Source organism: Mycobacterium persicum, assembly GCF_002086915.1.
In the GTDB taxonomy this organism is placed as follows: Bacteria; Actinomycetota; Actinomycetes; order Mycobacteriales; family Mycobacteriaceae; genus Mycobacterium; species Mycobacterium persicum.
Window position 1 is genome coordinate 513495 of the sequence record NZ_MWQA01000001.1, and the last position, 24829, is coordinate 538323.

The following is a 24829-nucleotide window of genomic DNA, read 5'->3' on the forward strand; positions in this document are numbered from 1 at the left end:
GATGTCCACCACCGAAGACGGAGCAGTCGTTTTGGAACCACCAGGCGACTTGTCCGGGAAGCGTTATGGCGAAGTACTTCTGGTAACCCCCGGCGAGGCGGGTCCGCAGGCGACCGTCTACAACAGCTTCCCGCTCAACGACTGTCCCGCCGAGCTGTGGTCGGCACTGGATCCCAAGGCCATTGCCACCGAACATGGTGCCGCGGGCGCCTTGCTCAACGGCCCCCGTTATTGGCTGATGAACGCCATCGAAAAGACGCCCCAGGGCCCGCCGGTGATCAAGAACTTCGGCGGAATCGAGATGCTCCAGCAAGCCACGGTCCTGTTGTCGTCGATGAATCCCGCGCCATACACCGTCAACCAGGTCAGACGCAATACCGTCTTCATCTTCAACGCCGGCGAAGAGATCTACGAACTGCGCGACCCCGAAGGACAGCGCTGGGTCATGCAGACCTGGAGCCAGGTGGTCGACCCCAACCTGTCCCGAGCCGACCTGGCCAAGCTGGCGGACCGGCTGAACCTGCCCAGCGGGTGGGCCTATCAGCCACGCAGGCTCAGCAACGAGCTGCGGATCGACACCACCGCCCGCGCCGCCCGCGTTCTGCAGGACGACCTCGCCAACAGCTATTCCCTGGTGATGGCCTGAGCCCCTACAGGTACTGGCCCAGGTTCGACTCGGTGTCGATAGCCCGGCTGGCGCTCGACGACTTGCCGGTGACCAGGGTGCGGATGTAGACGATCCGCTCGCCCTTCTTGCCCGAAATCCGCGCCCAGTCATCGGGGTTGGTGGTGTTGGGCAGGTCCTCGTTCTCGGCGAACTCGTCGACGATCGAATCGAGCAGATGCTGGATCCGCAGCCCCGGTTGGCCCGTCTCGAGCACCGACTTGATCGCGTTCTTCTTGGCCCGGTCGACGACGTTTTGGATCATCGCCCCGGAGTTGAAGTCCTTGAAGTACATGACTTCCTTGTCACCGTTGGCGTAGGTGACCTCCAGGAACCGGTTGTCGTCGATCTCGGCGTACATCCGCTCGACGACTTTCTCGATCATCGCCTTGATGCAGACGGTGCGGTCGTCGCCGAACTCGGCGAGGTCGTCGGCGTGCAGCGGCAGCGCCTCGGTCAGGTACTTCGAGAAGATGTCTTGCGCCGCTTCGGCATCCGGGCGTTCGATCTTGATCTTCACGTCCAGGCGTCCGGGCCGCAGGATCGCCGGGTCGATCATGTCCTCCCGGTTGGAGGCGCCGATCACGATGACGTTCTCCAGCCCCTCCACCCCGTCGATCTCGCTGAGCAGCTGCGGGACCACCGTCGTCTCGACATCGGAGGAAACCCCGGTGCCGCGGGTGCGGAAGATCGAGTCCATCTCGTCGAAGAACACGATCACCGGCGTGCCTTCGGAGGCCTTCTCCCGGGCCCGCTGGAAGATCAGCCGGATGTGGCGTTCGGTCTCGCCGACGAACTTGTTCAGCAGCTCCGGGCCCTTGATGTTGAGGAAGTAGGACTTGGCCTCACGGGCGTCGTCGCCGCGGACCTCGGCCATCTTCTTTGCCAGCGAGTTGGCCACCGCCTTGGCGATCAAGGTCTTACCGCAGCCGGGCGGGCCGTAGAGCAACACACCCTTGGGCGGGCGCAGCGCGTACTCGCGGTACAACTCCTTGTGCAAGAACGGCAGCTCCACCGCATCGCGGATCTGCTCGATCTGGCGAGTCAGGCCACCGATGTCCTCGTAACTGACGTCGGGCACCTCTTCCAGCACCAGGTCCTCGACCTCGGCCTTGGGGATGCGCTCGAAGGCATACCCGGCTTTGGTGTCGACCAGCAGCGAGTCGCCGGGGCGCAGCTTGCGCGGCCGGGTGTCGTCGTTGAGGGCCCCATCGTTAGGGGGAATGCTGTCGGGCAGGTCCTCGGCGACCAACGGTTCGGCCAGCCACACGATGCGTTCCTCGTCGGCGTGGCCGACCACCAGAGCGCGGTGACCATCGGCGAGAATCTCACGCAACGTGGAGATCTCGCCCACCGATTCGAACCTGCCGGCCTCGACGACGGTCAACGCCTCGTTGAGCCGGACCGTTTGGCCCTTCTTGAGGGACTTGGCGTCGATGTTCGGAGAGCATGTCAGGCGCATCTTGCGACCCGAGGTGAAGACGTCGACGGTGTCGTCGTCGTGGGTGGCCAGCAGCACGCCATAGCCGCTGGGCGGCTGCCCCAGCCGATCGACCTCTTCACGCAGCGCCAGCAATTGCTGACGGGCTTCTTTAAGAGTTTCCATTAATTTCGAATTGCGCGCGGCAAGAGAGTCGATACGGGCTTCGAGCTGATGCACATCGCGGGCGGGGCGCGACGGGCTCTGGTGTGCCAGCGCGTTCTCCAGTTGCTCGCGCAGTAGCGCGGCTTCACGCCGCAGCTGTTCCAATTCGGCAGCATCGGTGCTGGGCAGGGGCATATCGCGGGGTGTCCCGAATGCTTCAGAACGCTCTGATTCAGCCATGTTGCCCTCCTTTCCCGCACCGGGAGCGGTGCGGCGGATACCTCAACGCTACCGGCCATCGCGAGTTCATGTGCGGAACCAAATGCCGCCGGAAATAACAAGTTGTTTCGCGCTGGTAATCTCGGCTTCCACTCGGCCCGATCGAAAGGAGCGCCGCGACGGTGAAATCCCTCGCCACAGCCAGTGCTGCCGGCGCCCGCATCGGTGGCGGAGCCGACAGTGTGACATCGGTTGCAGTGTCGGCCTCCTCGTCGCGACCCGCCGTGTACCGCCGTTAGCCGGGCCTGCCGCTGGATGCATCGCCACCTCCGCAAAGCCTGCATCGCCGTGAGCGTCGTCGCCATCGTGGCGGCGGCGCTCTCGGGATGTTCGCGGCCCGAGTCCGCGACGTCTGCTGTCCCATCGGTACCCCCCGCCACGTCCACCCCGGTGGCGCCGAGGCCGGCCGCCTCGCTGCCTTCCCCCGACGCGTTGGTCGAGGTGTTGTCCCGGCTGGCCGACCCGGCGGTCGCCGGAGCCGACAAGACCAGCCTCGTCGAGGACGCCACCCCGGAGACGGTCGCCGCCCTGGACCGGTTCACCACCGCTGCCCGAGACGGCGGCTACCTGCCACTGAGTTTCGCGGCGAGCAACATCACGTGGTCGGGCGTGGACCCGGCCGCCGTGACGGCCACCATCGTTGTCACCACAGCCAAACCCGACGATCACGAATTCACCTTCCCGATGGAGTTCAAACCCACCCAGAGTGGTTGGCAGCTATCGCGGCGAACCGCGGAGATGCTGTTGGCCCTCAGCAATTCTCGAGTCTCGTCGCCGGCTCCCGGCCCCGCGCCGGCACCGGAACCAAGCCCCGCCCCGGCACGGGAACCCAACCCGCCGTCTCCGACGCCGTCTGGCTGAGCGCGCAGATGTGGATCGGCTGGCTCGAATTCGACGTGCTGCTGGGCGACGTGCGGTCACTGAAACAAAAGCGGTCGGTGGTGCGTCCCGTTGTCGCCGAACTGCAGCGCAAGCTCAGCGTGTCGGCCGCCGAGACCGGCTCGCGAGATCTCTACCGCCGCGCCGGCATCGGAGTGGCCACGGTTTCAGGTGACCGCAGTCACGCCGTCGACGTCCTCGACGCGGCCGAACGGCTGGTCGCCGCGCACCCCGAGTTCGAGTTGTTGTCGGTGCGCCGGGGTCTGCACCGCAGTGACGATTAGCAAAACTAACCGTCACGCCCGGGGCGCTTGCGGCCGAGCGGCGCGGGAGCGACGGCTCCGGGCGCCAGCCGGCGCGCGGCCACCAGGAATGCGGTGTGGCCGCGCATCGAATGCTGCGGCCGCACGGCCAGCCCGACGACATTCCAGCCGCGCTGCAACGTCTCCCACGACCGCGGCTCGGTCCAAAGCTGTTGGGCCCGCAGCGCCTCCACGACCGTGGAAAGTTGGGTGACGGTGGCGACGTAGATCACCAACACCCCGCCCGCCGACACCAGCCGCGACACCGAGTCCAGAACTTCCCAGGGAGCCAGCATGTCCAGCACGGCCCGGTCGACCGAGCCGTCGGGCAGGTCGGAGTCGGCGACGTCGCCCACGATCAGCCGCCAGTTCTGCGGAGCCGCACCATAGAAGTTCGTCACGTTGCGACAGGCATGCTCGGCATGGTCGGCGCGCTGCTCGTAGGAGATCACCCGGCCCTCGGGCCCGACCGCCCGCAACAGCGACAGGGTCAGCGCGCCGGACCCGGCTCCGGCTTCAAGCACCCGGGCGCCCGGAAAGATGTCGCCCTCATGCACGATCTGAGCGGCATCTTTCGGGTAGATCACCTGTGGCCCACGCGGCATTGACATCACGTAGTCGACCAGCAACGGGCGCAGCACCAGAAACGGCGCACCGTTACTGGATTTGACCACGCTGCCCTGCTGCAGCCCGATCACCGCATCGTGGGCGATCGAACCTCGGTGGGTGTGAAACTCGTTGCCCGGGGTGAGCACCATCGTGTAGTGGCGGCCCTTGGCGTCGGTCAGCTGCACGCGTTCGCCCGCCGCGAAGGGACCGGTTGCCGACACGCCGTCCAGGGTGCCAGCCGACTCGCCGCAGCCGATGTTCGGGGTTGTCGGCGCCCCGTCTTAGGCTGCGGGCATGACGGACCAGCTGACACCGGGGGCGGATCCGCGGGTCCGGCCGGCGCTGTCACCGTCGCGGGCCGCCGATTTCAAGCAGTGCCCGCTGCTGTACCGGTTCCGGGCGATCGACCGGTTGCCCGAGGCACCATCGGCGCCGCAGTTGCGCGGATCCGTGGTGCACGCCGCACTCGAGCAGCTCTATGCCCTGCCCGCGCTAGAGCGCGGCCCGGAGACCGCGAGGTCGCTCGTGGAGTCCGCCTGGCAGCAGGTGATCGCCGGTGAGCCCGGGCCGGCCGATGAACTGCAACCACAAGAACTGCTCGACGAGGCGCGCGCCTTGCTGTCGGGGTATTACCGGCTGGAAGACCCGACGCGGTTCGACCCGCAGTGCTGCGAGCACCGGGTGGAGGTGGAGCTGGCCGACGGCACGCTGTTGCGCGGCTACATCGACCGGATCGACGTCGCCGCGACCGGCGAGTTGCGGGTGGTCGACTACAAGACGGGTAAGGCGCCGCCGGCGGCGCGGGCCCTGGCCGAGTTCAAAGCCTTGTTCCAAATGAAGTTCTACGGGGTGGCGCTGTTTCGGTCGCGTGGCGTGCTGCCCGCCCGGTTGCGACTCATCTACCTGGCCGACGGCCAGGTGCTGGATTACTCGCCGGACCGTGACGAACTGCTACGTTTCGAAAAGACGTTGATGGCGATCTGGCGTGCGATCCAAGCCGCGGGCAGGTCAGGAGATTTCCGTCCGAACCCGTCGCGGCTGTGCGATTGGTGCCCGCACCAAGCGCATTGCCCGGCATTTGGCGGGACGCCGCCGCCGTACCCCGGGTGGCCCAATTACGCCGGCGCCGATACGGTTTCGCGGCCAACCGAACCGGCGGCATGAACGGTTGCTTCTACCGTCGACTCGGCGACGACGGTGACTACCAGGCCTTTGACTCCACCGATTACACGCGAAGCAACTGGAATCCCGAAATCCAGCATGGCTCACCGCCGTTGGCCCTGCTGACCAGGCTGATCGAAGAGCTGTCGGCGGGCTCGGGGCTGCGGATCGGCAGGCTCAACCTCGACATCCTCGGGGCGATCCCGGTGGCCCCGGTGCGGGCCAGAGCCTGGGTGGAACGCCCGGGCTCGCGGGTCTGCTTGATGGTCGCCGAACTGCACGCCGATCGCGAGGGCGGACCCGCGCGGGTGGTGGCCCGGGTGACGGCCTGGCTGTTGGCGGTCAGTGACACCGCCGACGTCGAATCGGCGCGGTACCCGGCGGTGGTGGAAGGACCCGCCGAGCCCCTTCCGGCCGTCTTCGCGGACGCCGGTGGCTATTTCGATGCGATCAACTGGCGCCCACAACAGTCCGACGGCCAATCGGGCGCCGTGTCCTGGTTCACCCCGATCGCCCACATCGTCGACAACGACCCCACCACGGCGCTGCAACGGCTGGCGGTCGTGGTGGACTGCGCCAACGGTGTCGGTGCAGTCCTGGACCCCAACCAGTTCGTGTTCATGAACACCGACACCGTGGTCCACCTGCATCGGCTGCCGACCGGCGACGATTTCGCGCTGCGCGCGCGGGCATCGGTCGGGCCGGACGGCGTGGGAGTCACCACCGCGGAGGTCTACGACAAGACCGGCTTCATCGGCACCTCAGCCCAAACGCTCCTCGTCCAGCGCCGGGCGCCCAGCTAGTCCGATGGTGGCAGTCCACGCTGTTTTCGGCGGAGTACTTTCAGCATCAAGCAAGAGGCGCAACGGAATTGGTGCTCAAGGCGATCGGCGCCGAGTGTGCGCTGATGGCGCCGAGTGTGCCGTCAGGGCGGCCCATCGCGGCGGTCACCGCCCTCCATACACTCTCAGAGCCGTCACTGCACACTCGATACGGCGGCAGGACATCCGACTCGGTGAACACCGGAGAAATCCCCCGAACACCTTCCAGCACAAGCTGGTTTAAGCGCAATACGCTATCGGCGTGCCGGAAATGGAGCAGTTGCGGCCCAGAATTCGGGCTACTAGATCAGCGCCTTCCTAGTCCAGTGGCGCCATCTCCTGCAGCATCGTGGGAACGAGCTCGCTGACCGTGGGGTGGATGTGCATGGTGCGCGACAGCGTGGTGTAGGGCGCTTTTGCCGACATGACATCCAAAATGGCGTGGATGACCTCGTCTCCCCCGACGCCGAGGATGGCCGCACCGAGAATCTCGTGGGTGTCGGCATCGACCACGATTTTCATAAAGCCTTGCGTCTCACCCTTTTCCACGGCCCGGCCGACTTTGCTCATCGGCCGCTTACCGACCAGCGCCTTGCGGCCCGACGCACGAACCTGAGCGACGGTCATGCCGGCGCGCCCCAGCGGCGGGTCGATATAGAGGGCGTAGGTGAGGATGCGGTCGCTCACCCGACGCGGATCCCCGTCGAGCAAGTTGGCGGCGACGATCTCGTAGTCGTTGAACGACGTATGGGTGAAGGCCCCCTTGCCGTTACAGTCGCCCAGCGCCCAGATGTGGTCGACGGTGGTCTTGAGCTGGTCATCGACCACGATGTAGCCGCGGGCGTCGGTCTGCACGCCGGCCGCCTCCAGGCCCAAGTCGTCGGTGTTGGGCTTCCGGCCCACCGCCAGCAGCAGGTGACTACCCGCAATGGGCGCGGCACCGGCACTGGGAGTCAGCTCGAAGCCTCCGCAACCGTTGTCCCGCTTGGCAAGTCGTACGTCGTTAGCGTTGACGACGACATCGATCCCCTCGGCTTCGAGGATCTCCCTGATGCTGGCCGAGACGTCTTCGTCTTCGCGGGACGCCAGGCGTGGGCCGCGCTCCACGACCGTCACCTTCGCTCCGAAGCGGCGATACATCTGGGCGAACTCCAGCGCGATGTAGCTTCCGCCGACGATCACCAAATGCTCAGGCAGCGTGTCGAGTTCGAGGATGGACACGTTGGTGAGGAACTCGACGTCGGCCAGCCCGGGAATGTTGGGGGCCACGGCGCGGCCGCCGACGTTGAGGAAGAATTGGTCGGCTTGCAGCAACTGATCACCGACACGCAGCGTGTGCGGATCCTCGAATCGGGCGTGCCCGCGGACCACGGTGCAGCCGTCCATGCTGTCCAGCCAGTCCTCGACGGCCTTGCGGTCATTGAGCATGACGCCGTCTTTGCGGGCCTTCACTTTGGCCATGTCCACGCTGACCGATCCGGTGCCGACCCCGTATTCGGCAGCGCGGCGCGCCACATGAGCCGCGTGGGCGCTGGCCACCAGCGTCTTGGTCGGAATGCAACCGTTGTTGACGCAGGTGCCGCCGATCAGCTTGCGCTCCACGACGGCGACCCGCTGACCTGCGCCGGTCAGGCGGCCCGCCAGCGAAGGCCCGGCCTGGCCAGCACCGACGATGATCGAGTCGAACCGCTGCGTCATAGCGCGGCCGCCGATGCGACGATGGCGAAACCGCCTAGCACGGCGACCGAATCCTCGAGCAAGGCGATCGGCAGATCGCGGCCACCGCTGGCGGCTACCAGCCCACGGCGCGCGTGATAGCCGCCCAAGGTACCCAGTACCGCCCCGACAACCCCGGCACCGAGTCCGCCGAACTTGTAGCCCCAGGCGGTGCCGATCACCGCGCCGGCAAACCCGCCCAGGATGATCCGGACCGCGAACACCGGCGCGGCGGTGCGCGGCGGCGTCTTGGGAAGCTTGTCGTTGACCAGTTCGGCGACCGCGAGGACGCTCAGGGTCACCACCGTCACGATGTTGCCCACCCAGGATGCCCAGGTGTGCTGCAACGTTGGGAACCAGCCGAGGTAGCCGGCCCAGGAGACTGCCGCTGGAGCGGTCACCGATCGCAACCCGGCGACCACGCCGATCAACAAAGCTAGGACGAGGACGAGTACGTGCGTCACAGCGATCCCTTCCGGGGACAGAAGAACAGCCTGGCGACGATACGGAGACCGCCCATGGATGACCACCGGCAATCAGCCCACCGCGGACGCTAACACAGGGGCGGCCCGCCCGGGCATTACCGCGGTCAGAATCGGCAGAACCTGATATCCGACGCCAGAATCGCTTTGGCCCCTATGGCGGCAAGCTGGTCCATGACGCCGTTGACACCGCGGCGCGGCACCAGCGCACGAACCGCGACCCATTCCGGGTCGGCCAGCGGAGCGATCGTCGGCGACTCCAATCCGGGCGTGATCGTGGTGGCCTGGTGCAGCACTGCACGCGGGCAGTCGTAGTCCAGCATCAGATACTGCTGGCCGAATACCACACCTTGTACCCGGGCGACCAACTGATCGCGCGCCTCGCTGTGCCCCGCGCCGTCCCGGTCGGCGCCCTCGATCAGTACCGCCTCCGAATCACACAGCGGCTCGCCGAATGCCACCAGATTGTGCAGGCTCAGGGTGCGACCGGAGCCCACCACGTCGGCGATGGCATCGGCCACGCCGAGTTGCACCGAAATCTCCACAGCGCCGTCGAGCCGGATCACGGTTGCCTCAATGCCCTTGGCGGCCAAGTCTTTTCGGACCAGGTTCGGATAGGCGGTGGCGATCCGCTTTCCGGCCAGGTCGGCCGTCGTCCAATCCCGCTCGGCGGGACCGGCGTACCGGAAGCTCGACGACCCGAAGCCCAGAGCCAAACGTTCCCGTACCGGGGCGTCGGAATCGCAGACCAGGTCGCGCCCGGTGATCCCGAAGTCGAGTTGCCCCGAACCCACGTAAATGGCTATGTCTTTGGGCCGCAGGAAGAAGAACTCGACGTTGTTGACCGGGTCGATGACGGTCAGGTCTTTGGGGTCGGTGCGGCGCCGGTAGCCGGCTTCGGCCAGAATTTCGGTGGCCGGTTCGCTCAACGCACCCTTGTTGGGAACGGCCACGCGCAACATGCTCACAGCTTCCGGTAGACGTCGTCGAGGGACAGTCCGCGGGAGATCATCAGCACCTGCGTCCAGTACAGCAATTGGCTGATCTCCTCGGCCAGGGCGTCGTTGGCTTCATGCTCGGCGGCCAGCCATACCTCGCCGGCCTCCTCCAGGATCTTCTTGCCCAGCCAATGCACCCCGGCGTCCAGCGCAGCTACGGTAGCGCTGCCAGCGGGCCGGGTGCGGGCACGATCGCCGAGTTCGGCGAACAGATCCTCGAAGGTCTTCACGGCCAGCGATTGTTTCATGCGCCGGCAAGCGGAGTCACGGCGGTTTCGTTGGCTCTTGTTCTGCGGTGGTCGAGGCCGTCCGCCTGCGTGGGCGCGAGCCGGCGACTGGGTTAGCGCTGAGCAGGGTATCCGATCGTGCGCGGGTGCGGTTGCGCCGGCGAGTCAGTCGTGCAGGGGATCTGAACTGGCTGTTTCTTCCCGGAGGCCCGACGGATAGTGGGCCATCTTCACCACCGATCTGACGGTTAAACCGGGACCGGGGCCTCGGCTCGTTGAGATCATCGACAAGCGGATCGGGAGGATCGCCGCTATTGCCGCGACCTCATACCCTGCCGACATACCCGGCAGTTATGCGAGTCCTGCGCATCGACGAACCAGACCACTCCGCGATTTCCGTCGAACACCATGGCGCGTTCGATATTCGAACTTCGTTGAATTATCTCTTGGGAAGCGTCGCACCCAGATCATCGGCCGATTTCAAGACAAGATCAGCGCAGTCAGTCTGGGCTGAACGCCTGGTGTTTGGCAGCTGCGCCTACCCCGACGGCGCTGTCGTGTTGGCCAATACAGACGACCTCGGGAAGCTGATCGGGTTCGTGGCTGCCGACGCCCACCATGAACGCGACCGGCGCTCCCGGCACCGCCTCGACGCTGCGTTTAGTGCGCCGATCGAAGCCGCCCAAACCCTCTCCGGCTAAATATATTTCGCCCCAGCAGGGTCGGTCCTGTTCGGTGATCTCGCACGCTCGGCCCGGGGGCGTCCTCGTCATCGGGGTAACGCTGTTCGTCGCGTCTTGTGTCGGCCGCCACGCCCAGATCATGGCCGTTGCATTGCTGGCAGCCACCACCCGGGCTGCTCGTCCGCGAGATAGAGAAGATGTCATGCATCGCGGCGACGATGCCGGTCATCATCGTCGACGGCGGCTTATTGCGCGCACCGTCGGCGACGACGGCACACACTCGGAGCGAGGACTGGGTTGATAAGCCTTAGTTAAGGTCCGGACAATTAAATGTATCGACTGGGACTTGTCACGCGTACTGCGGCGTGGTTCAGTTTCGTAAGTCTTTGCGATCTAACGAAGTTGGGGCGATGCCTGATCCTCGATTGTCGAGTTCGGTCGGTCGACCTGCATTTCCACCCACCTGATAGCCAATTGGCGCTGGTCGAACCGACGGGGGTCAACAAACCCCGAATCCTAAGCAAATTTGGCAATTAGATGAACGCGATGAAAGGACAGACTTCATGTTCATGCCGCCACCGCAAGGTGACGATAGCCCCGCCGAATCCCACGTGAGGCAATTCCCGCCCACCGTCGCCAAAGTACAGCGCCACAAACGCGCCGCCATGGTAGCGCTGGGCGCACTAGCATTGACCAGCGGCGTCGCCGGCGCCATCGAGACCGGTACCAGTGCCGCCACCAATATCAACGCCGGCAGGCTGGCGATCACACTGACCGGTCACGGCGGATTCAAACTCGACACTTGCACAAATGATAATTCCAATTACCACGACAGCAGTGACTTCGGCAGCAATAGTAGTGATTCTAGCAACAATTCAAACACCATCGATAGCAATAGTATTTCGCCTGGAAACGTTAATAATGATATTATCGACACCAGCGGCAGCACCATAACCTATGACTATCTGGACAACGTCTACGGGGATGTCGGTAACAACAATTACGATCAGGTCGTCAACTACGACGTGCGCACTGTTGACGACCCGATTAATAACCAGACTATCGACGATAATCCAAATAGTGATATCGATAATAATTTAGTCAACTATTATATCGATCAGAATACTAATGATATTTCCACAAATGATAGCTGGACGGCTGACGTCAACAATCAAACGAATAACGACAACTCTAGCACTTTTCGCAACGATGAGCTGGGCATTCCTGAGGTATACTACCAGCCGGAACCGTCTAACGTAGATTTCACATATCCTGACGGCAGCATCATTGATGGCGATTCCCAACTTGGCAATCCGTTCCCCTCGGCGGATTATCCCAAAAATCATGACTATACTATTAATCGCCCGTTTGATACGTATATTTTTACCAGCGAAGACGGTAACCTCATATTCAGTAATGATTCGATAGCCAATTATTCTAATCCCTTTTCGCGATCCGAGATTCTCCTTCGTTCCCCTAGCGCGTTAGAGTCGCGCCCATATAGCCAAGAGAACCCCCGGCCCCAATATCCATATGAACGTCCATACGATCCAAACAGCACCGCTGATGACTCGTCGTCCGACGATGACTGATGCTGCGGCTGACACTGCAACAGCTGGCCCGACGGCGGCAATCATCCGTTCGCCCGGGAGATGGGCGTTGGCGGCTACGCGGGCGCGTTCCGGGTGCCGACGGTGGTGCCCTGGCCCGGGGTGATCCCGGCCGGGGTCGCCACCGGCGGGTTCATGGCGATGGAGGACTGGGTTCCCACCATCGTGTCGATGCTGGGCCAGCCGGATCTCGTGGACTCGCTCAAGAAGGGCGCCACCATCGGCGGACGCGAGTACCGCGTGCACCTTGACGGAGTGGACCAGACCGACCTGCTCACCGGCTGCGGCAAGTCCAAACGCATGGAGTTCTACTACTTCACCGAGACGACACTGCACGGATTGCGTTACGGCGACTGGAAAGTGCTGTTGAAGACCCAGGATCGGTGGTTCAACGCCATCCAGCAGAAGCTGACCACCCCGCTGATCACCAACCTCAAGCTCGACCCATTCGAACGGTTCCATAAAGCCCGAGGATTCGACGAATGGCAGGAAAAACCACGCTTGGCTCTACGGCCCCGCCGCGGTGCAGGTCATGCGGTTCCTGGCGACGTTGCACGAATTCCCGCCGCGGATGCGCAGTTTCGGCCACGATGTCGACGAGCTGCTGAACCAGCTCAACCCGGCCCGACACCGATAGCCGAAGCGAGGACCAAGTCATGGCAATCACCGAATATCAGCCCGGCACAACGTTTCCCGGTGTGATCGGCCGCACCGCCGACGAGTCGACGCCGGCCTGGCCGGCTTTCAAGCGACCTCCCGAGGGCGCGCCGAACGTGGTCTTCATCGTGCTCGACGACACCGGATACGGGCACCTGGGCTGCTACGGCAGTCCGATCTCGACACCGAACATCGACGCCCTGGCCGCCGACGGCCTGCGGTATTCCAACATGCACACCACCGCGCTGTGCTCGCCGTCGCGGTCCTGCATCCTCAACGGCCGTAACCACCATTCCAACCATTTGGCGTGTCTGACCAACGGGTCGACCGGATTCCCCGGCTCCGACGGCTACATACCCTTCGAGAACGGATTCCTCTCCGAAATTCTGCGGGCCCAGGGCTACAACACCTACTGCGTCGGCAAATGGCATCTGGCGCCGGAGGAAACGATGACCGCGGCCGGGCCCTACGACCGCTGGCCGCTGGGACGCGGGTTCGAGCGCTACTACGGCTTCTTGGGCGGCGACACCCACCAGTACTACCCGGATCTGGTGCGAGACAACTCCCAAACCGAACCCGAGGCCACCCCGGAGCAGGGCTATCACCTGACCCCCGACCTGGTGACTAAGGCAAAAACCATGATTGCCGACGCCAAGCAGGTCGCCCCGGACAAGCCCTTCTTCCTCTACTTCGCCCCCGGCGCGACGCACTCGCCCCACCATGTGCCCAAACAGTGGGCCGACCGCTATGCCGGCAAGTTCGACACCGGCTGGGAGGTCTACCGCCAGCAGGTGTTCCGACGACAAAAGGAACTCGGGCTTTTGCCGGCAACGGCCGAGCTGTCGGCAGCCGATCCCGATGTCGCCGACTGGGAGACGCTGCCGGCCGACGAACGCCGGCTCTACGCCCGGATGATGGAGGTGTTCGCCGGTTTCCTCGAACACACCGACCACTACATCGGCGAACTCGTGCAGTTCCTCAAAGACCTGCAGGAGTACGACAACACGGTGATCATGCTGGTCTCGGACAACGGGGCCAGTGCCGAGGGAGGCCCCACCGGCTCGGTCACCGAGGTCCGCTTCTTCAACAACGTCGCCGACACCGTTGAGGAGGGACTGGCCCGCATCGACGAGATCGGCGGCCCCACGGTGTTCAACCACTTCCCCTGGGGCTGGACGCACGCCGGCAACACCCCGTTTCGGCGGTGGAAGCGCGAGACCTACCGCGGCGGCTCGAGCGATCCGTTGATCGTCACCTGGCCGCGCGGTATCACTGCGCGAGGCGAGGTGCGATCCCAGTACCCCCACCTCATCGACATGGTCCCGACGGTGCTCGAGGCGCTACACATCGACCCGCCGACGGCGATCGGCGGTGTCACCCAGTCGCCGATCGAGGGGGTGAGCTTCGCGCACACCTTCGACGACGCCGCCGCCCCCACCCGCCACCTCGCCCAGTACTTCGAGATGCTGGGACACCGCTCGATCTACCACGACGGGTGGCGCGCGGTATGCCCTTGGCCGGGAACCTCATTCGCCGAATCCGAGCACAAATTCGGCGACGTGATCACCGCGGAGATGCTCAGTCAGCTCGATGCCACCGGATGGGAGCTCTACCACGTCGCACAGGATCCCGCCGAGACCACCAACCTGGCCGGGCAGGAGCGGGCACGGCTGATCGCGATGATCACGCTCTGGTACAGCGAAGCCGGAAAATACAACGTGTTGCCGATCGACAGCCGCGGCCTGGCCCGCGCTTTCGTCGAACGTCCGCGGATCGCCGCCGCCAACCGCACTCGATACGTGCTCTATCCGGGCACCCAGGCCATTCCCGCGGCCGCCGCACCCAAGATCCTCAACCGGGCCTACTCGATCAACGCCGCGGTTGAGCTCACCGACGAGTCGTCGGGCGTCCTGCTGTCCATGGGCGGCAATGACGGGGGAATCACCTTGTATGTCAAGGACCGTCGGCTCTGCTATGCGCACAACTACGTCGCCAAGGAGATCTTCACGATTCGCTCGGCGCAACCGATCCCGCCGGGGCGGCACTTCCTCAGCGTGGAATTCACCCCGACGGGCCCGGTGGATCTCAAGAACGGCAGAGGCACTCCCGGCGACGTGACGCTGTTCGTCGATGGCGCTGCGGTCGGCCGCGGCGATTTTCCGGTAACCACACCCCTTCGGTTGGCCCAAGGCGGAGCGATGCTGGTCGGCGCGAATACCGGGTCGTCGGTAACCCCCGACTATGGTCCGCCGTTTGCGTTCGACGGCCGAATCCACCGGGTGATTGTCGACGTCAGCGGCGCGCACGTCGAGGACTACCAAGCCCAGATGAAGATCGCGCTCACCAAGCAGTAACCCCGCGAATGTCGTTGGTGCTCTTCAGGTGAGCCGCGATCAAGAGCACATGTCGACCCGCGCGAGAGCAACCTTTCAGGCGGGCACCCAACTGGTGGAGTCACCGCACACATTCTGCACCCAACCGCTTGGCAACATGGGTACCCGCGCACCGTCACCATGTGTACCGTCGCTCAGCGTGGTCAGCCCTGCGGCTTGCGGGACGGTCCCGCTGGTGACGGTTCCGGCAAAGCCCACCGCCCCGCCCAACTGAGCGGGCGAAACCACGCCGCCAGCAGTTGCAAGCGACCCGACGGCACCAACAGCCGTAGCGCCATATGGCGCCGCCGCCAACTCCAGTGCCACAGCCGTGCCCTTCGACGCGCCGACGCCCAGCGCAGCACCGCTGGACAGCGCTGTCGTCGTCGCCAAGTGAGTCAGCAACCCCGTTGCGCCCATAGATCCTAGATTCCCTAAAAACCATGCGATCACCAATTTGCAAATATCCACCGTGGCCATGACGAAAATCAATCCGGCCTCGGCGAGGAATTGGAAGGGAATAATCGCAAGATTCATTATGAAGCCAAGGAATTGTTCGGCCAGAACAGCATGTCCGGTTAAGAGCGCAACCGCCGCGGCCACAACGCATAGCGGTATGAAAATCCATGCGAGAACAGCAGCCAACAGCGATTCTTTGAGGTAATGCAATACCCCGGCGATGCCGTTCATCAGTATTTCGAGAATCTGCCAGATAGGAAATGGTGTGACGGTTACTTGAGTGGCGTCCGCGGCACTGGCGCCGGGCTTGATGATGGCCGGCGCCGGCGCGGCGTGCGGTGTCGAAGCACGCGCGGGCGAAGAAATGGTTTCATAGACCGTCATGGTGGTAGCGGCCTGGATCCACATTCGCGCATAGTCGGCCTCATTGAATGCAATCGGTATCGCGTTGACACCAAAGAAGTTCGTTGCCAACAACACCGCGTGGGTGGCGTGGTTGGCAGCCAACTCGCCCAGTGTAGGCATTGCAGCCAGCGCTGCCTTGTACGCCGAAGCCGTGATCTCGTGGACAGCAGCGAGCTGAGCGCAATCGGCACTCACCTGCATCACCCATGTCAGATACGGCGCATAGGCCGCGACACAACATTCCGCGGCTGTACCCCACCATGCTTCGGCCCGCACTGCCGTCATCACCGCGGTCAGTTCGGCTGCCACCGCGCCATACTCGACACTTAACGATGACCATGCCTGGGCTGCGTCAATCAGGGACGCAGGTCCGGGTCCGGTGCTCAGCAGTGCCGAATGCACTTCCGGCGGGGACGCCATCCACACTGGCGCGCTCACCGGCACAACTTCTTTTCTGTGTCCCACGGCCGCCGTGCGGAACTCGACGTCACTTCGACCCCCTCACACAGCTGCATCGCAGCTATGGCCATTAACGAACCGGCGCCTTCGATTTCGCGCCGGAAAATCCTGGTGAATTTAAGGGATTGTTTCGGTAAACGAGGATGGGCGGTATCCACCGGTATGCGGATTCCGCTGTCCCCCGATCGGCGGACAAACAGCGTGTGATCGAGTTGATCGTAGATCGATCGCGACCAGCCTGCGGCGAAGGAATTCGCGATAGCCGGTCCGCCGTTACCGCTGGCCGAGTCAGACGTTGAAGTATTTGGCCTCGGGATGGTGCAGGACGAACGCGTCGGTCGACTGCTCGGGATGCAGCTGCAACTCCTCGGATAACGTCACGCCGATGCGGTCGGGCTCCAGCAGCTCCATCATTTTGGCGCGGTCCTCGAGGTCCGGGCATGCCCCGTACCCGAAAGCGAACCGGGCACCCCGGTAACCCAGCTTGAAATAGTCCTCGACGGCGTCGGGGTCCTCGGCCGCCATCGTGCGGTCGGCCGAGTACCGGAGCTCCTCTCGGATGCGCCGGTGCCAATATTCGGCCAGCGCTTCGGTGAGCTGCACGCCGATACCGTGCACTTCGAGATAATCGCGGTACGAGTTGGCCGCGAACAACTCGTTAGCGAAGTCTGCGATTGGCTTGCCCATGGTGACCAGCTGGAACGGCAGCACATCGACTTCGCCGCGCTCGTTAGCCAGCTCGCGGGACCGGACGAAATCGGCGATACACAAGAACCGGCCGCGCTGCTGGCGCGGGAACCGGAAGCGGTACCGTTCCTCGGCGTCGGGTGCGGGCTCGGTGAGCACCACGACCTCATCGCCGTCGGACACCGCCGGGAAGTAACCGTAGACGACGGCGGCGTGCGCCAGGATACCGTCGGTGGACAACCGATCCAGCCAGTAGCGCAGCCGCGGCCGTCCTTCGGTCTCGACGAGGTCTTCGTACGATGGGCCCTCACTATTGGGACCGCCACGTGTTCCCCGTAATCCCCACTGGCCCAGGAACAATGCGCGCTCGTCGAGCATACCCGTGTAGTCGGCGACAGCCAGGCCCTTGACGATCCGCGAACCCCAGAACGGCGGGGCCGGCACCTCGATATCAGCCGCGACATCGGAGCGTTCCGGGATTTCGACCGGCTCTTCGGCAGCTTTGCGTTGCGCGGCAATGCGTTTGGACCGTTCGTGACGGGCCTTGCGCTCGGCTTCCTTCTCGCGGGCCTTGACCGCTTCGGGGCTGTCGTCGTCGGGCGCTTCGCCCCGCTTGGCGCTCATGATGGTGTCCATGAGCTTGAGGCCCTCGAAAGCGTCACGCGCGTAGTGCACTTCGCCTTCGTAGATGTCGGCGAGGTCGTTTTCGACATAGCTGCGGGTCAATGCCGCGCCCCCGAGCAGCACCGGGAATTTTTCGGCGACCCCCCGGGTGTTCATCTCCTCGAGGTTTTCCTTCATCACCACAGTGGATTTCACCAGCAGGCCCGACATTCCCACGACGTCGGCGCTCTTGTCTTCGGCGACTTCGAGAATGGTGGCGATGGGCTGCTTGATGCCGATGTTGACAACCTCGTAGCCGTTGTTGCTCAAGATGATGTCGACCAGGTTCTTGCCGATATCGTGGACGTCGCCCTTGACTGTGGCCAGCACGATCCGGCCCTTACCCGTGTCGTCCTCGGATTTCTCCATATGCGGCTCCAGATACGCCACGGCGGTCTTCATCACCTCGGCGGACTGCAACACGAACGGCAGCTGCATCTGGCCCGAGCCGAACAGCTCACCGACCGTCTTCATGCCGGCCAGCAGGTTCTCGTTGATGATCTCCAGCGGCGGCTTCTGGGTCATCGCCTCGTCGAGATCGGCTTCCAGGCCGTTGCGTTCGCCGTCGACGATGCGTTGCGCCAGCCGCTCGAACAGCGGCAGCTTGGCGAGTTCGGCGGCACGAGATTCCTTCGACGACGCCGCCGACACGCCCTCGAAGAGGCGCATCAGCTCCTGCAGCGGGTCGTAGCCGTCACGGCGGCGGTCATAGACCAGGTCCAGTGCCACGTTGCGTTGCTCGTCCGGGATCCGGTTCATCGGCAGGATCTTCGAGGCGTGCACGATCGCCGAATCCAGCCCGGCTTCCTGGCATTCGTGCAGGAACACCGAGTTGAGCACTTGGCGCGCAGCGGGATTGAGCCCGAAGGAGATGTTGGACAGCCCGAGCGTGGTCTGCACCTTCGGGTGGCGTCTCTTCAATTCCCGGATGGCCTCGATGGTTTCGACGCCGTCTTTGCGTGATTCCTCCTGCCCGGTGGCGATGGTGAAGGTCAAGGTGTCGATGAGAATCGACGACTCGTCGACGCCCCAGTTGCCGGTGATGTCATTGATCAGCCGCTCGGCGATCTCGACCTTCTTCTCGGCGGTGCGGGCCTGGCCCTCTTCGTCGATGGTCAGTGCCACGACGGCCGCGCCGTGTTCGGCGACCAGCTCCATGGTCTTGGCAAAGCGCGACTCCGGTCCGTCGCCGTCCTCGTAGTTGACTGAGTTGATCGCGCAACGGCCACCGAGGTGTTCCAAACCGGCTTGCAGCACCGGGGTTTCGGTGGAGTCCAGCATGATCGGCAGGGTCGACGACGTGGCCAGCCGGCTGGCCAGGGCCTTCATGTCGGCCACACCGTCGCGGCCGACGTAGTCGACGCACAGGTCCAGCAGGTGCGCGCCGTCGCGGGTCTGGTCCTTGGCGATGTCCAGGCACTTCTGGTAGTCCTCGGCGATCATCGCCTCGCGGAAACCCTTGGAGCCGTTGGCATTAGTGCGTTCGCCGATCACCAGCACCGAGGCGTCCTGCGCGAACGGCACGGCGCTGTACAGCGACGACACCGACGGCTCGTAGCTCACCTGGCGTTCGGGGCGCGTGACGTCGGCGACTACGGCGGCCACCTCGCGGATGTGGTCCGGCGTGGTGCCGCAGCAACCGCCGACCAGCGACAGCCCGAACTCGGCGATGAATCCGGACAGCGCCTCGGCCAGCTCGTCGGGCCGCAGCGGGTACTCGGCGCCCTTGGCGCCCAACACCGGCAGGCCGGCGTTGGGCATCACCGACACCGGGATGCGGGCGTGCCGGGACAGGTAGCGCAGGTGCTCGCTCATCTCGGCGGGGCCCGTCGCGCAGTTCAAGCCGATCATGTCCACACCGAGGGGCTCGACCGCGGTCAGCGCCGCGCCAATCTCACTGCCCAGCAGCATGGTGCCGGTGGTTTCCACGGTGACGTGGGCGATCACCGGAATGTGGCGGCCGGCCTGCTTCATCGCCCGCCGCGAGCCCAGCACCGCCGCTTTCAGCTGCAGCAGGTCCTGGCAGGTCTCCACCAGGATCGCGTCGGCCCCGCCGTCAAGCATGCCCAGGGCGGCCTCGGTGTAGGCATCGCGAATGACGGCGTACTCGGTGTGGCCCAGGGTCGGCAGCTTGGTGCCCGGTCCCATCGACCCGAGTACATAGCGTCTGCGCTCGGCGGTGCCCATCTCGTCTGCCACCCGGCGGGCGATCGCGGTGCCCTTCTCGGACAGGTCGCGGATCTTATCGGCGATATCGTAGTCGCCCAGGTTAGACAGATTGCAGCCGAAGGTATTGGTCTCGACGGCGTCCGCACCCGCTTCGAAATAGTTGCGGTGGATGGTTTCCAGCACGTCAGGGCGGGTTTCGTTGAGGATCTCGTTGCAGCCCTCCAGGTTGCTGAAGTCGTCGAGCGTGAGATCGGCGGCCTGCAGCTGGGTGCCCATTGCGCCGTCTCCCACCACCACACGCTGCGCCAAAACGTCAAGAAGATCAGTGTCGTAGCGGGGTTTGTTCGCGGCAGTCACATGGCAAGGATAGTCGGCCTATGGATTTGCCTCAGTCGTTGACAGCGCTCTGACAGGTCAGGCCCAGGCCGTACGCTGATCGTGTGACTCTGCCCGATGCTGAGCCCGACGGCGGCCACCTGCTGCCCGACCTGCACAACACCGTCGTCGTGGCGGCTTTCGAGGGCTGGAACGACGCCGGGGACGCGGCCAGCGATGCGGTGGCGCACTTGGCGGACATCTGGGATGCGCGTCCGATCGTGGAGATCGACGACGAGGCGTACTACGACTACCAGGTGAACCGCCCGGTCATCCGTCAGGTCGACGGCGTCACCAGGGAGCTGGAGTGGCCGGCCATGCGCATCTCGCACTGCCGGCCGCCCGGCAGCGACCGTGACGTGGTCTTGATGCATGGGGTGGAGCCGAACATGCGCTGGCGCACATTTTGCGCCGAGCTGCTGGACATCGTCGACAAGCTCAATGTGGACACCGTCGTCATTCTCGGAGCGCTGCTAGCCGACACCCCGCACACTCGCCCGGTGCCGGTGTCGGGTGCGGCGTACTCCGCCGAATCGGCACGGATCTTCGGGTTGCAGGAAACCCGCTACGAGGGGCCGACCGGCATTGCCGGGGTGTTCCAATATGCATGCGTGGCCGCGGGCATCCCGGCGGTGACGTTCTGGGCCGCGGTGCCGCACTACGTGTCGCACCCACCGAACCCGAAAGCCACGGTGGCGCTGCTGCGTCGCGTCGAAGACGTGCTCGATGTCGAGGTGCCGCTGGGCGACCTGCCGACACAGGCCGAAGACTGGGAGCGCGAGATCACCGAGATGGCCGCCGAAGACGACGAGCTGGCCGAGTACGTGCAGTCGCTGGAACAGCACGGCGACGCCGCGGTCGACGTCAACGACGTGCTCGGCACGATCGACGGTGACGCGCTGGCCGCCGAGTTCGAGCGCTATCTGCGGCGCCGCCGCCCAGGATTTGGGCGCTAAGCCGGTCGCGGATCGGCCGGATCGGCCGGCGACCCGTTGCGCAGCATCGCGATCACGGCGGGTGGCTCGCCGATCAACCGGGCGTTGATGCGCCGGCTGACCATGGGAAGCCATGCCATTCGCAGCGCCATGCGGCGGATCCACAGCTTCGACGGCGATCCCGGCAGGAGCCAGTCGACCGTATCGCGGCCGGCTTCCTGTTTCGCCTCGATCACCGGACGCCACAGCCGCTCATAGAAAGCGAACGCCCGCTCCACCGACGATGTTCGGCGCAGCTGTTCGGCCAGCACGTAGGCGCCCGCGACGGCCATCGACGGACCCTGTCCGGTGAGCTGTGAAACCGCCGAGCAGGCATCGCCGAGCAGGACTACCCGGTCCTGATGCCAACACGTCATCTCGACCTGTGCTACCGGTTCGACATGGATGTCCGCTGCCGGCGGGCATCGGTCGAGTACGTCCGGAATCGACCAGCCGATGCCCCCGAAGACGTCCCGCAGGACGGCGCGGCTATCACCTGGCATCTCGGGGTCGGCCGCGCGAAACACCGCAAGCACCGCCGTCCGACCGTCCCGCAGGGTGTGCACGCTCACCTGACGGCTCACGGCGTCGGTCACCACGTAATGCTGGCCGCTCGCATCGGTGAGGTCGTGGGCGTCGCACACGAAGGCGGCGAAATGGAATCCGAGGTAGCGCAGAAACTGCGACTCGGCGCCGAATACCAGGGACCGCACGGTCGAGTGAATCCCGTCAGCGCCGACCAGGAGATCGGCTTCCAGTTGCTCGCCGTCGTCGAGGGTCACCAGCACGCGGTCGTCACCGGATGACACCTGCGACACCTGGGTGCCGAAGCGCAGTTGCACGTCCCGCGGCAGGTTGTCGCGCAACACTTTTTCCAGGTCTGTCTGCGTGACCCGGCATAGCCGACCAGCCAGTGCCGCGATCATGCGCTGGTAGGGCAGCGGGGCTTGCCGGCGACCGTCCTGGTCGAACAGGCTTGCCGTGCCGACGTGATAGGAGACTTCCTGGATCGCTGGCAGGACGCCGATCGCTTCGGCGGCCTCATAGCCTGGACCGAAAAAGTCGATCATGCAGTCCTGCGACCGGGGAGTAGACGAGCGTTCCAGCAACACCACCTCGGCGCCGAGCGCCGACAACCGCTCCGCCAGGGTGAGCCCGGCGATTCCGGCGCCGCAGATGGCGACTTTCACCGCGTCACCAGCGTCAGCAGCGCCGAGTCGGCTATTTCTGCTTCACGGCTTGGTTGTAGGCGCTGGTAGACCGACCGAGCGCGGCCACTTCGGCATCCAGGCGGGGCAACAGCTCGGCCGCGGTCTTGCGGATCGGACGTTCCCCCACCGACGTCGACAGCACCGGCTTGAGCCAGCGCAACAGGCCCACCCATCCTGGGCAGAAGACACGTGTCTTGCGGGCCTCGATGCCCTCGACGAACGCCACCGCGCACTTCTGAACCGACGTCGTCTTGTTCAGCGGCCAGGGCAGTCTGGCAATGAGTTCGGTGAACGCCGACAGGTCGGACTTGGCGTCGCGGACCAAGGGCGTGTCGATCCAGGACATGTGCGCCGAGCCGACCTCGACGCCGTGGTGGGCCACCTCCAAGCGAAGCGCGTTAGCGAATATCTCTACGGCGGCCTTGGACGCGTTGTAGGGCGCCAGCCCGGGAGACGCCGCGTAGGCCGCCAGCGACGACACGATCAACACGTAGCCGCGGCGCTCGATCACCGCCGGCAAGGTGGCACGCACGGAGTGAAAGACGCCGAGCACGTTGACGTCCAGCACCCGCTTGAACGCCTCCGGATCGACCTGGAGCACGGAGCCGTAGCTGGCGATGCCGGCATTGGCGATCACGATGTCGATGCCGCCGAACTTTTTGACCGCCTGGTCGGCCGCGGCCTGCATCGCGGGCAGATCGCGCACGTCGGCCGCCACGGTGAGCACCCGGTCGTCGCCGCCCAGTTCGGCGGCAATGGAGCTGAGCTCCGCTGTGCCCACATCGGTGAGCACCAGTTTGGCGCCCTTGTTGTGCAGCCGACGAGCGACCTCGGCTCCGATTCCGCGAGCACCGCCTGTGATGAAGACGACCTTGTCCTGCACCGAACTCATGGCCGAAAACGTACCACTGCGCGCCTACAGGCCTACCCCCAGCAGCGCATCGATCGTGGTTGCCACCGCCGCCGGCGCGCTCTCATCATGGCCGCCGTATTCGAGCGCGTCGGTGGTCCAACCGTCCAGCGCCGCAATGGCTTTGGGTGTATCGAGGTCGTCGGCCAGGTAGCGGCGCACCCGGGCGATAACGTCGGCGGCGTCTGGGCCCGCGGGTAGCGCGGTCGCGGTGCGCCAGCGTTGCAGCCGGACGGCGGCCTCGTCGAGGACCTCCTGGGTCCAGAAGCGGTCTTCCCGGTAATGGCCGGCCAGCAGACCGAGCCGGATGGCCGACGGTTCGACGCCCTGGGCGCGCAGAGTCGACACCAGCACCAGATTGCCGCGGCTCTTGGACATCTTGTGTCCGTCCCAGCCGATCATGCCGGCGTGCACATAGTGCCTGGCGAATCGCCGCTCACCGGTGACACATTCGGCGTGGGCGGCGGTGAACTCGTGGTGCGGGAAAATCAGGTCGCTGCCACCGCCCTGGATGTCGAGCCCGCTGCCGATCCGACTGAGAGCGATAGCGGCGCATTCGACGTGCCAGCCCGGTCGGCCGGGCCCGAACGGCGACGGCCAACTGGGTTCGCCGGGCCGTGCGGCGCGCCACAATAGGGCGTCGAGTTGGTCGGTCTTGCCGGGCCTGGCCGGGTCGCCGCCGCGCTGCCCGAACAGTCTCAGCATGGTGTCACGATCGCAGCCGGACTCGTAGCCGAACTGCATGGTCGCGTCGGCCCGGTAGTAGATGTCGGGATATTCCCCTATTTCCGGGTCGAGGGTGTAGGCGGCGCCGGACGCCAACATCTTTTCGACGAGCTCGACCATTTCCGCGACCGCCTCGGTGGCCGCGACATACTCGTGGGGCCGCAGCACCCTCAACGCCTCCATGTCGGCGCGGTACACATTGACCTCGCGCTCGGCGAGCTCGCGCCAGTCAATGCCGTCGCGGTCGGCCCGCTCGAATAACGGATCGTCGACGTCGGTGACGTTCTGTACGTAATGCACGTCGTGGCCCAGATCCAGCCACAGCCGATGTATCAGGTCGAACGCCAGATAGGTGGCGGCGTGTCCGAGATGTGTGGCGTCGTAGGGGGTGATGCCGCAGACATACATGGTCGCCCTGGTTCCGGGTGTCACCGGGCGCACCTGCCGGTCGGCGGTGTCGTATAGCCGCAGCTCCGGCCCGCGTCCCGGCAGGTTGGGAACCGGGGCAGAAGACCACGACCGCATGCCCTCGACTCTAGGCCCGGCGACTCAAACGTTCCGAGCGGCCCGCGCAGCGGGGCGAGGAGGAGCCGGGCGATCAAGCCCGGCCCGGCGACTCACACGTTCCGAGCGGCCGGGCTCGGTGCATCGAGTGTGAACGCCGGACTTTGGTTGTGCAGCTATGGCGACTGGATTGCGTGTCGGCCCACCCTGCGCGCACGCTCGGCGCCCAGAGCGCACACTCG

General features: G+C 64.9%; 21 protein-coding genes. 10 read left to right on the forward strand and 11 right to left on the reverse strand.

The window, feature by feature from the left end; all coding sequences use genetic code 11:
- The first annotated feature begins 1 nt into the window (after position 1).
- Positions 2-646, forward strand: coding sequence for a hypothetical protein (locus B4U45_RS02280; RefSeq protein WP_075547422.1), 645 nt, complete (start codon positions 2-4; stop codon positions 644-646).
- A 4-nt stretch (positions 647-650) separates the two neighbouring features.
- Here B4U45_RS02280 and arc read toward each other — a convergent pair whose 3' ends face one another.
- The gene (gene arc, locus B4U45_RS02285) at positions 651-2489 is read right to left on the reverse strand and encodes a proteasome ATPase (protein WP_075547421.1); all 1839 of its coding nucleotides are present in this window, start codon (positions 2487-2489) and stop codon (positions 651-653) included.
- Positions 2490-2783: 294 nt separating this feature from the next.
- Between arc and lppK the strand changes: the two genes are divergently transcribed.
- Together lppK and B4U45_RS02295 are read left to right on the forward strand one after the other, a co-directional pair.
- Entirely contained in the window at positions 2784-3389 is a 606-nt protein-coding gene (gene lppK, locus B4U45_RS02290; RefSeq protein ID WP_075547420.1) for a lipoprotein LppK, read from the forward strand.
- Positions 3390-3397: 8 nt separating this feature from the next.
- Positions 3398-3691 carry a DUF503 domain-containing protein gene (locus tag B4U45_RS02295; protein WP_075547419.1) on the forward strand — a complete coding sequence of 98 codons (294 nt, stop codon included), beginning with the start codon at positions 3398-3400 and terminating at the stop codon, positions 3689-3691.
- Between the two features lie 5 nt (positions 3692-3696).
- Here B4U45_RS02295 and trmI read toward each other — a convergent pair whose 3' ends face one another.
- A complete protein-coding gene (trmI, locus tag B4U45_RS02300) occupies positions 3697-4539 on the reverse strand; it encodes a tRNA (adenine(58)-N(1))-methyltransferase TrmI (protein WP_075547418.1) in 843 nt (280 codons plus the stop codon).
- Between the two features lie 73 nt (positions 4540-4612).
- Between trmI and B4U45_RS02305 the strand changes: the two genes are divergently transcribed.
- Positions 4613-5482, forward strand: a complete 870-nt coding sequence (locus tag B4U45_RS02305; RefSeq protein WP_075547417.1) for a RecB family exonuclease — start codon at positions 4613-4615, stop codon at positions 5480-5482.
- Entirely contained in the window at positions 5479-6282 is an 804-nt protein-coding gene (locus B4U45_RS02310) for a thioesterase family protein (RefSeq protein ID WP_075547416.1), read from the forward strand. Before B4U45_RS02305 ends, B4U45_RS02310 begins: the two co-directional genes overlap by 4 nt.
- Before the next feature lie 336 nt (positions 6283-6618).
- Here the strand turns inward: B4U45_RS02310 and B4U45_RS02315 are convergent, their stop codons facing one another.
- The 4 genes from B4U45_RS02315 to B4U45_RS02330 form a co-directional block, all read right to left on the reverse strand.
- On the reverse strand, positions 6619-7998 hold the full coding sequence (locus B4U45_RS02315; RefSeq protein ID WP_075547415.1) for an FAD-containing oxidoreductase: 1380 nt from the start codon (positions 7996-7998) through the stop codon (positions 6619-6621).
- Positions 7995-8480 (reverse strand): DUF4126 domain-containing protein, encoded by a 486-nt coding sequence (locus B4U45_RS02320; protein WP_075547414.1) that lies wholly within the window; start codon positions 8478-8480, stop codon positions 7995-7997. Before B4U45_RS02320 ends, B4U45_RS02315 begins: the two co-directional genes overlap by 4 nt.
- A 125-nt stretch (positions 8481-8605) precedes the next feature.
- Entirely contained in the window at positions 8606-9460 is an 855-nt protein-coding gene (gene hisG, locus B4U45_RS02325) for an ATP phosphoribosyltransferase (protein WP_075547413.1), read from the reverse strand.
- A 2-nt stretch (positions 9461-9462) separates the two neighbouring features.
- A complete protein-coding gene (locus tag B4U45_RS02330) occupies positions 9463-9744 on the reverse strand; it encodes a phosphoribosyl-ATP diphosphatase (protein ID WP_023364701.1) in 282 nt (93 codons plus the stop codon).
- Positions 9745-10076: 332 nt separating this feature from the next.
- Here B4U45_RS02330 and B4U45_RS02335 point away from each other — a divergent pair, with 332 nt between their 5' ends.
- The 4 genes from B4U45_RS02335 to B4U45_RS02350 all read left to right on the forward strand — a co-directional run bounded on the left by B4U45_RS02335 (position 10077) and on the right by B4U45_RS02350 (position 15027).
- Positions 10077-10424, forward strand: coding sequence for a hypothetical protein (locus B4U45_RS02335; protein ID WP_075547412.1), 348 nt, complete (start codon positions 10077-10079; stop codon positions 10422-10424).
- A 545-nt stretch (positions 10425-10969) separates the two neighbouring features.
- Positions 10970-11998 carry a hypothetical protein gene (locus B4U45_RS02340; protein WP_083154179.1) on the forward strand — a complete coding sequence of 343 codons (1029 nt, stop codon included), beginning with the start codon at positions 10970-10972 and terminating at the stop codon, positions 11996-11998.
- Between the two features lie 60 nt (positions 11999-12058).
- Positions 12059-12718 (forward strand): alkaline phosphatase family protein, encoded by a 660-nt coding sequence (locus tag B4U45_RS02345; RefSeq protein ID WP_075547410.1) that lies wholly within the window; start codon positions 12059-12061, stop codon positions 12716-12718.
- A complete protein-coding gene (locus tag B4U45_RS02350) occupies positions 12673-15027 on the forward strand; it encodes an arylsulfatase (RefSeq protein WP_219859302.1) in 2355 nt (784 codons plus the stop codon). Before B4U45_RS02345 ends, B4U45_RS02350 begins: the two co-directional genes overlap by 46 nt.
- Before the next feature lie 75 nt (positions 15028-15102).
- Here B4U45_RS02350 and B4U45_RS02355 read toward each other — a convergent pair whose 3' ends face one another.
- Positions 15103-16329, reverse strand: coding sequence for a PPE family protein (locus tag B4U45_RS02355; RefSeq protein WP_306770966.1), 1227 nt, complete (start codon positions 16327-16329; stop codon positions 15103-15105).
- A 327-nt stretch (positions 16330-16656) separates the two neighbouring features.
- Positions 16657-20244: a methionine synthase gene (gene metH / locus B4U45_RS02360; protein ID WP_075547408.1), complete on the reverse strand. Its 3588-nt coding sequence runs from the start codon at positions 20242-20244 to the stop codon at positions 16657-16659.
- 89 nt (positions 20245-20333) lie between these two features.
- On the opposite strand from metH, the gene B4U45_RS02365 reads away from it, so the two are divergent.
- Positions 20334-21218, forward strand: coding sequence for a PAC2 family protein (locus tag B4U45_RS02365; protein WP_371687234.1), 885 nt, complete (start codon positions 20334-20336; stop codon positions 21216-21218).
- On the opposite strand, the gene B4U45_RS02370 is transcribed toward B4U45_RS02365, so the two are convergent.
- Genes B4U45_RS02370 through mshC form a run of 3 tightly spaced genes read right to left on the reverse strand, consistent with a single transcriptional unit; the run spans position 21215 to position 24608 of the window.
- Positions 21215-22426, reverse strand: coding sequence for an FAD-dependent monooxygenase (locus B4U45_RS02370; RefSeq protein ID WP_075547406.1), 1212 nt, complete (start codon positions 22424-22426; stop codon positions 21215-21217). The two genes, B4U45_RS02365 and B4U45_RS02370, sit on opposite strands and share 4 nt — an antisense overlap.
- A gap of 31 nt (positions 22427-22457) precedes the next feature.
- Positions 22458-23339: an SDR family oxidoreductase gene (locus B4U45_RS02375; protein WP_219859303.1), complete on the reverse strand. Its 882-nt coding sequence runs from the start codon at positions 23337-23339 to the stop codon at positions 22458-22460.
- A gap of 24 nt (positions 23340-23363) precedes the next feature.
- Complete coding sequence (mshC, locus tag B4U45_RS02380) at positions 23364-24608, reverse strand: cysteine--1-D-myo-inosityl 2-amino-2-deoxy-alpha-D-glucopyranoside ligase (RefSeq protein ID WP_075547404.1); 1245 nt, start codon at positions 24606-24608, stop codon at positions 23364-23366.
- Positions 24609-24829 lie beyond the last annotated feature (221 nt).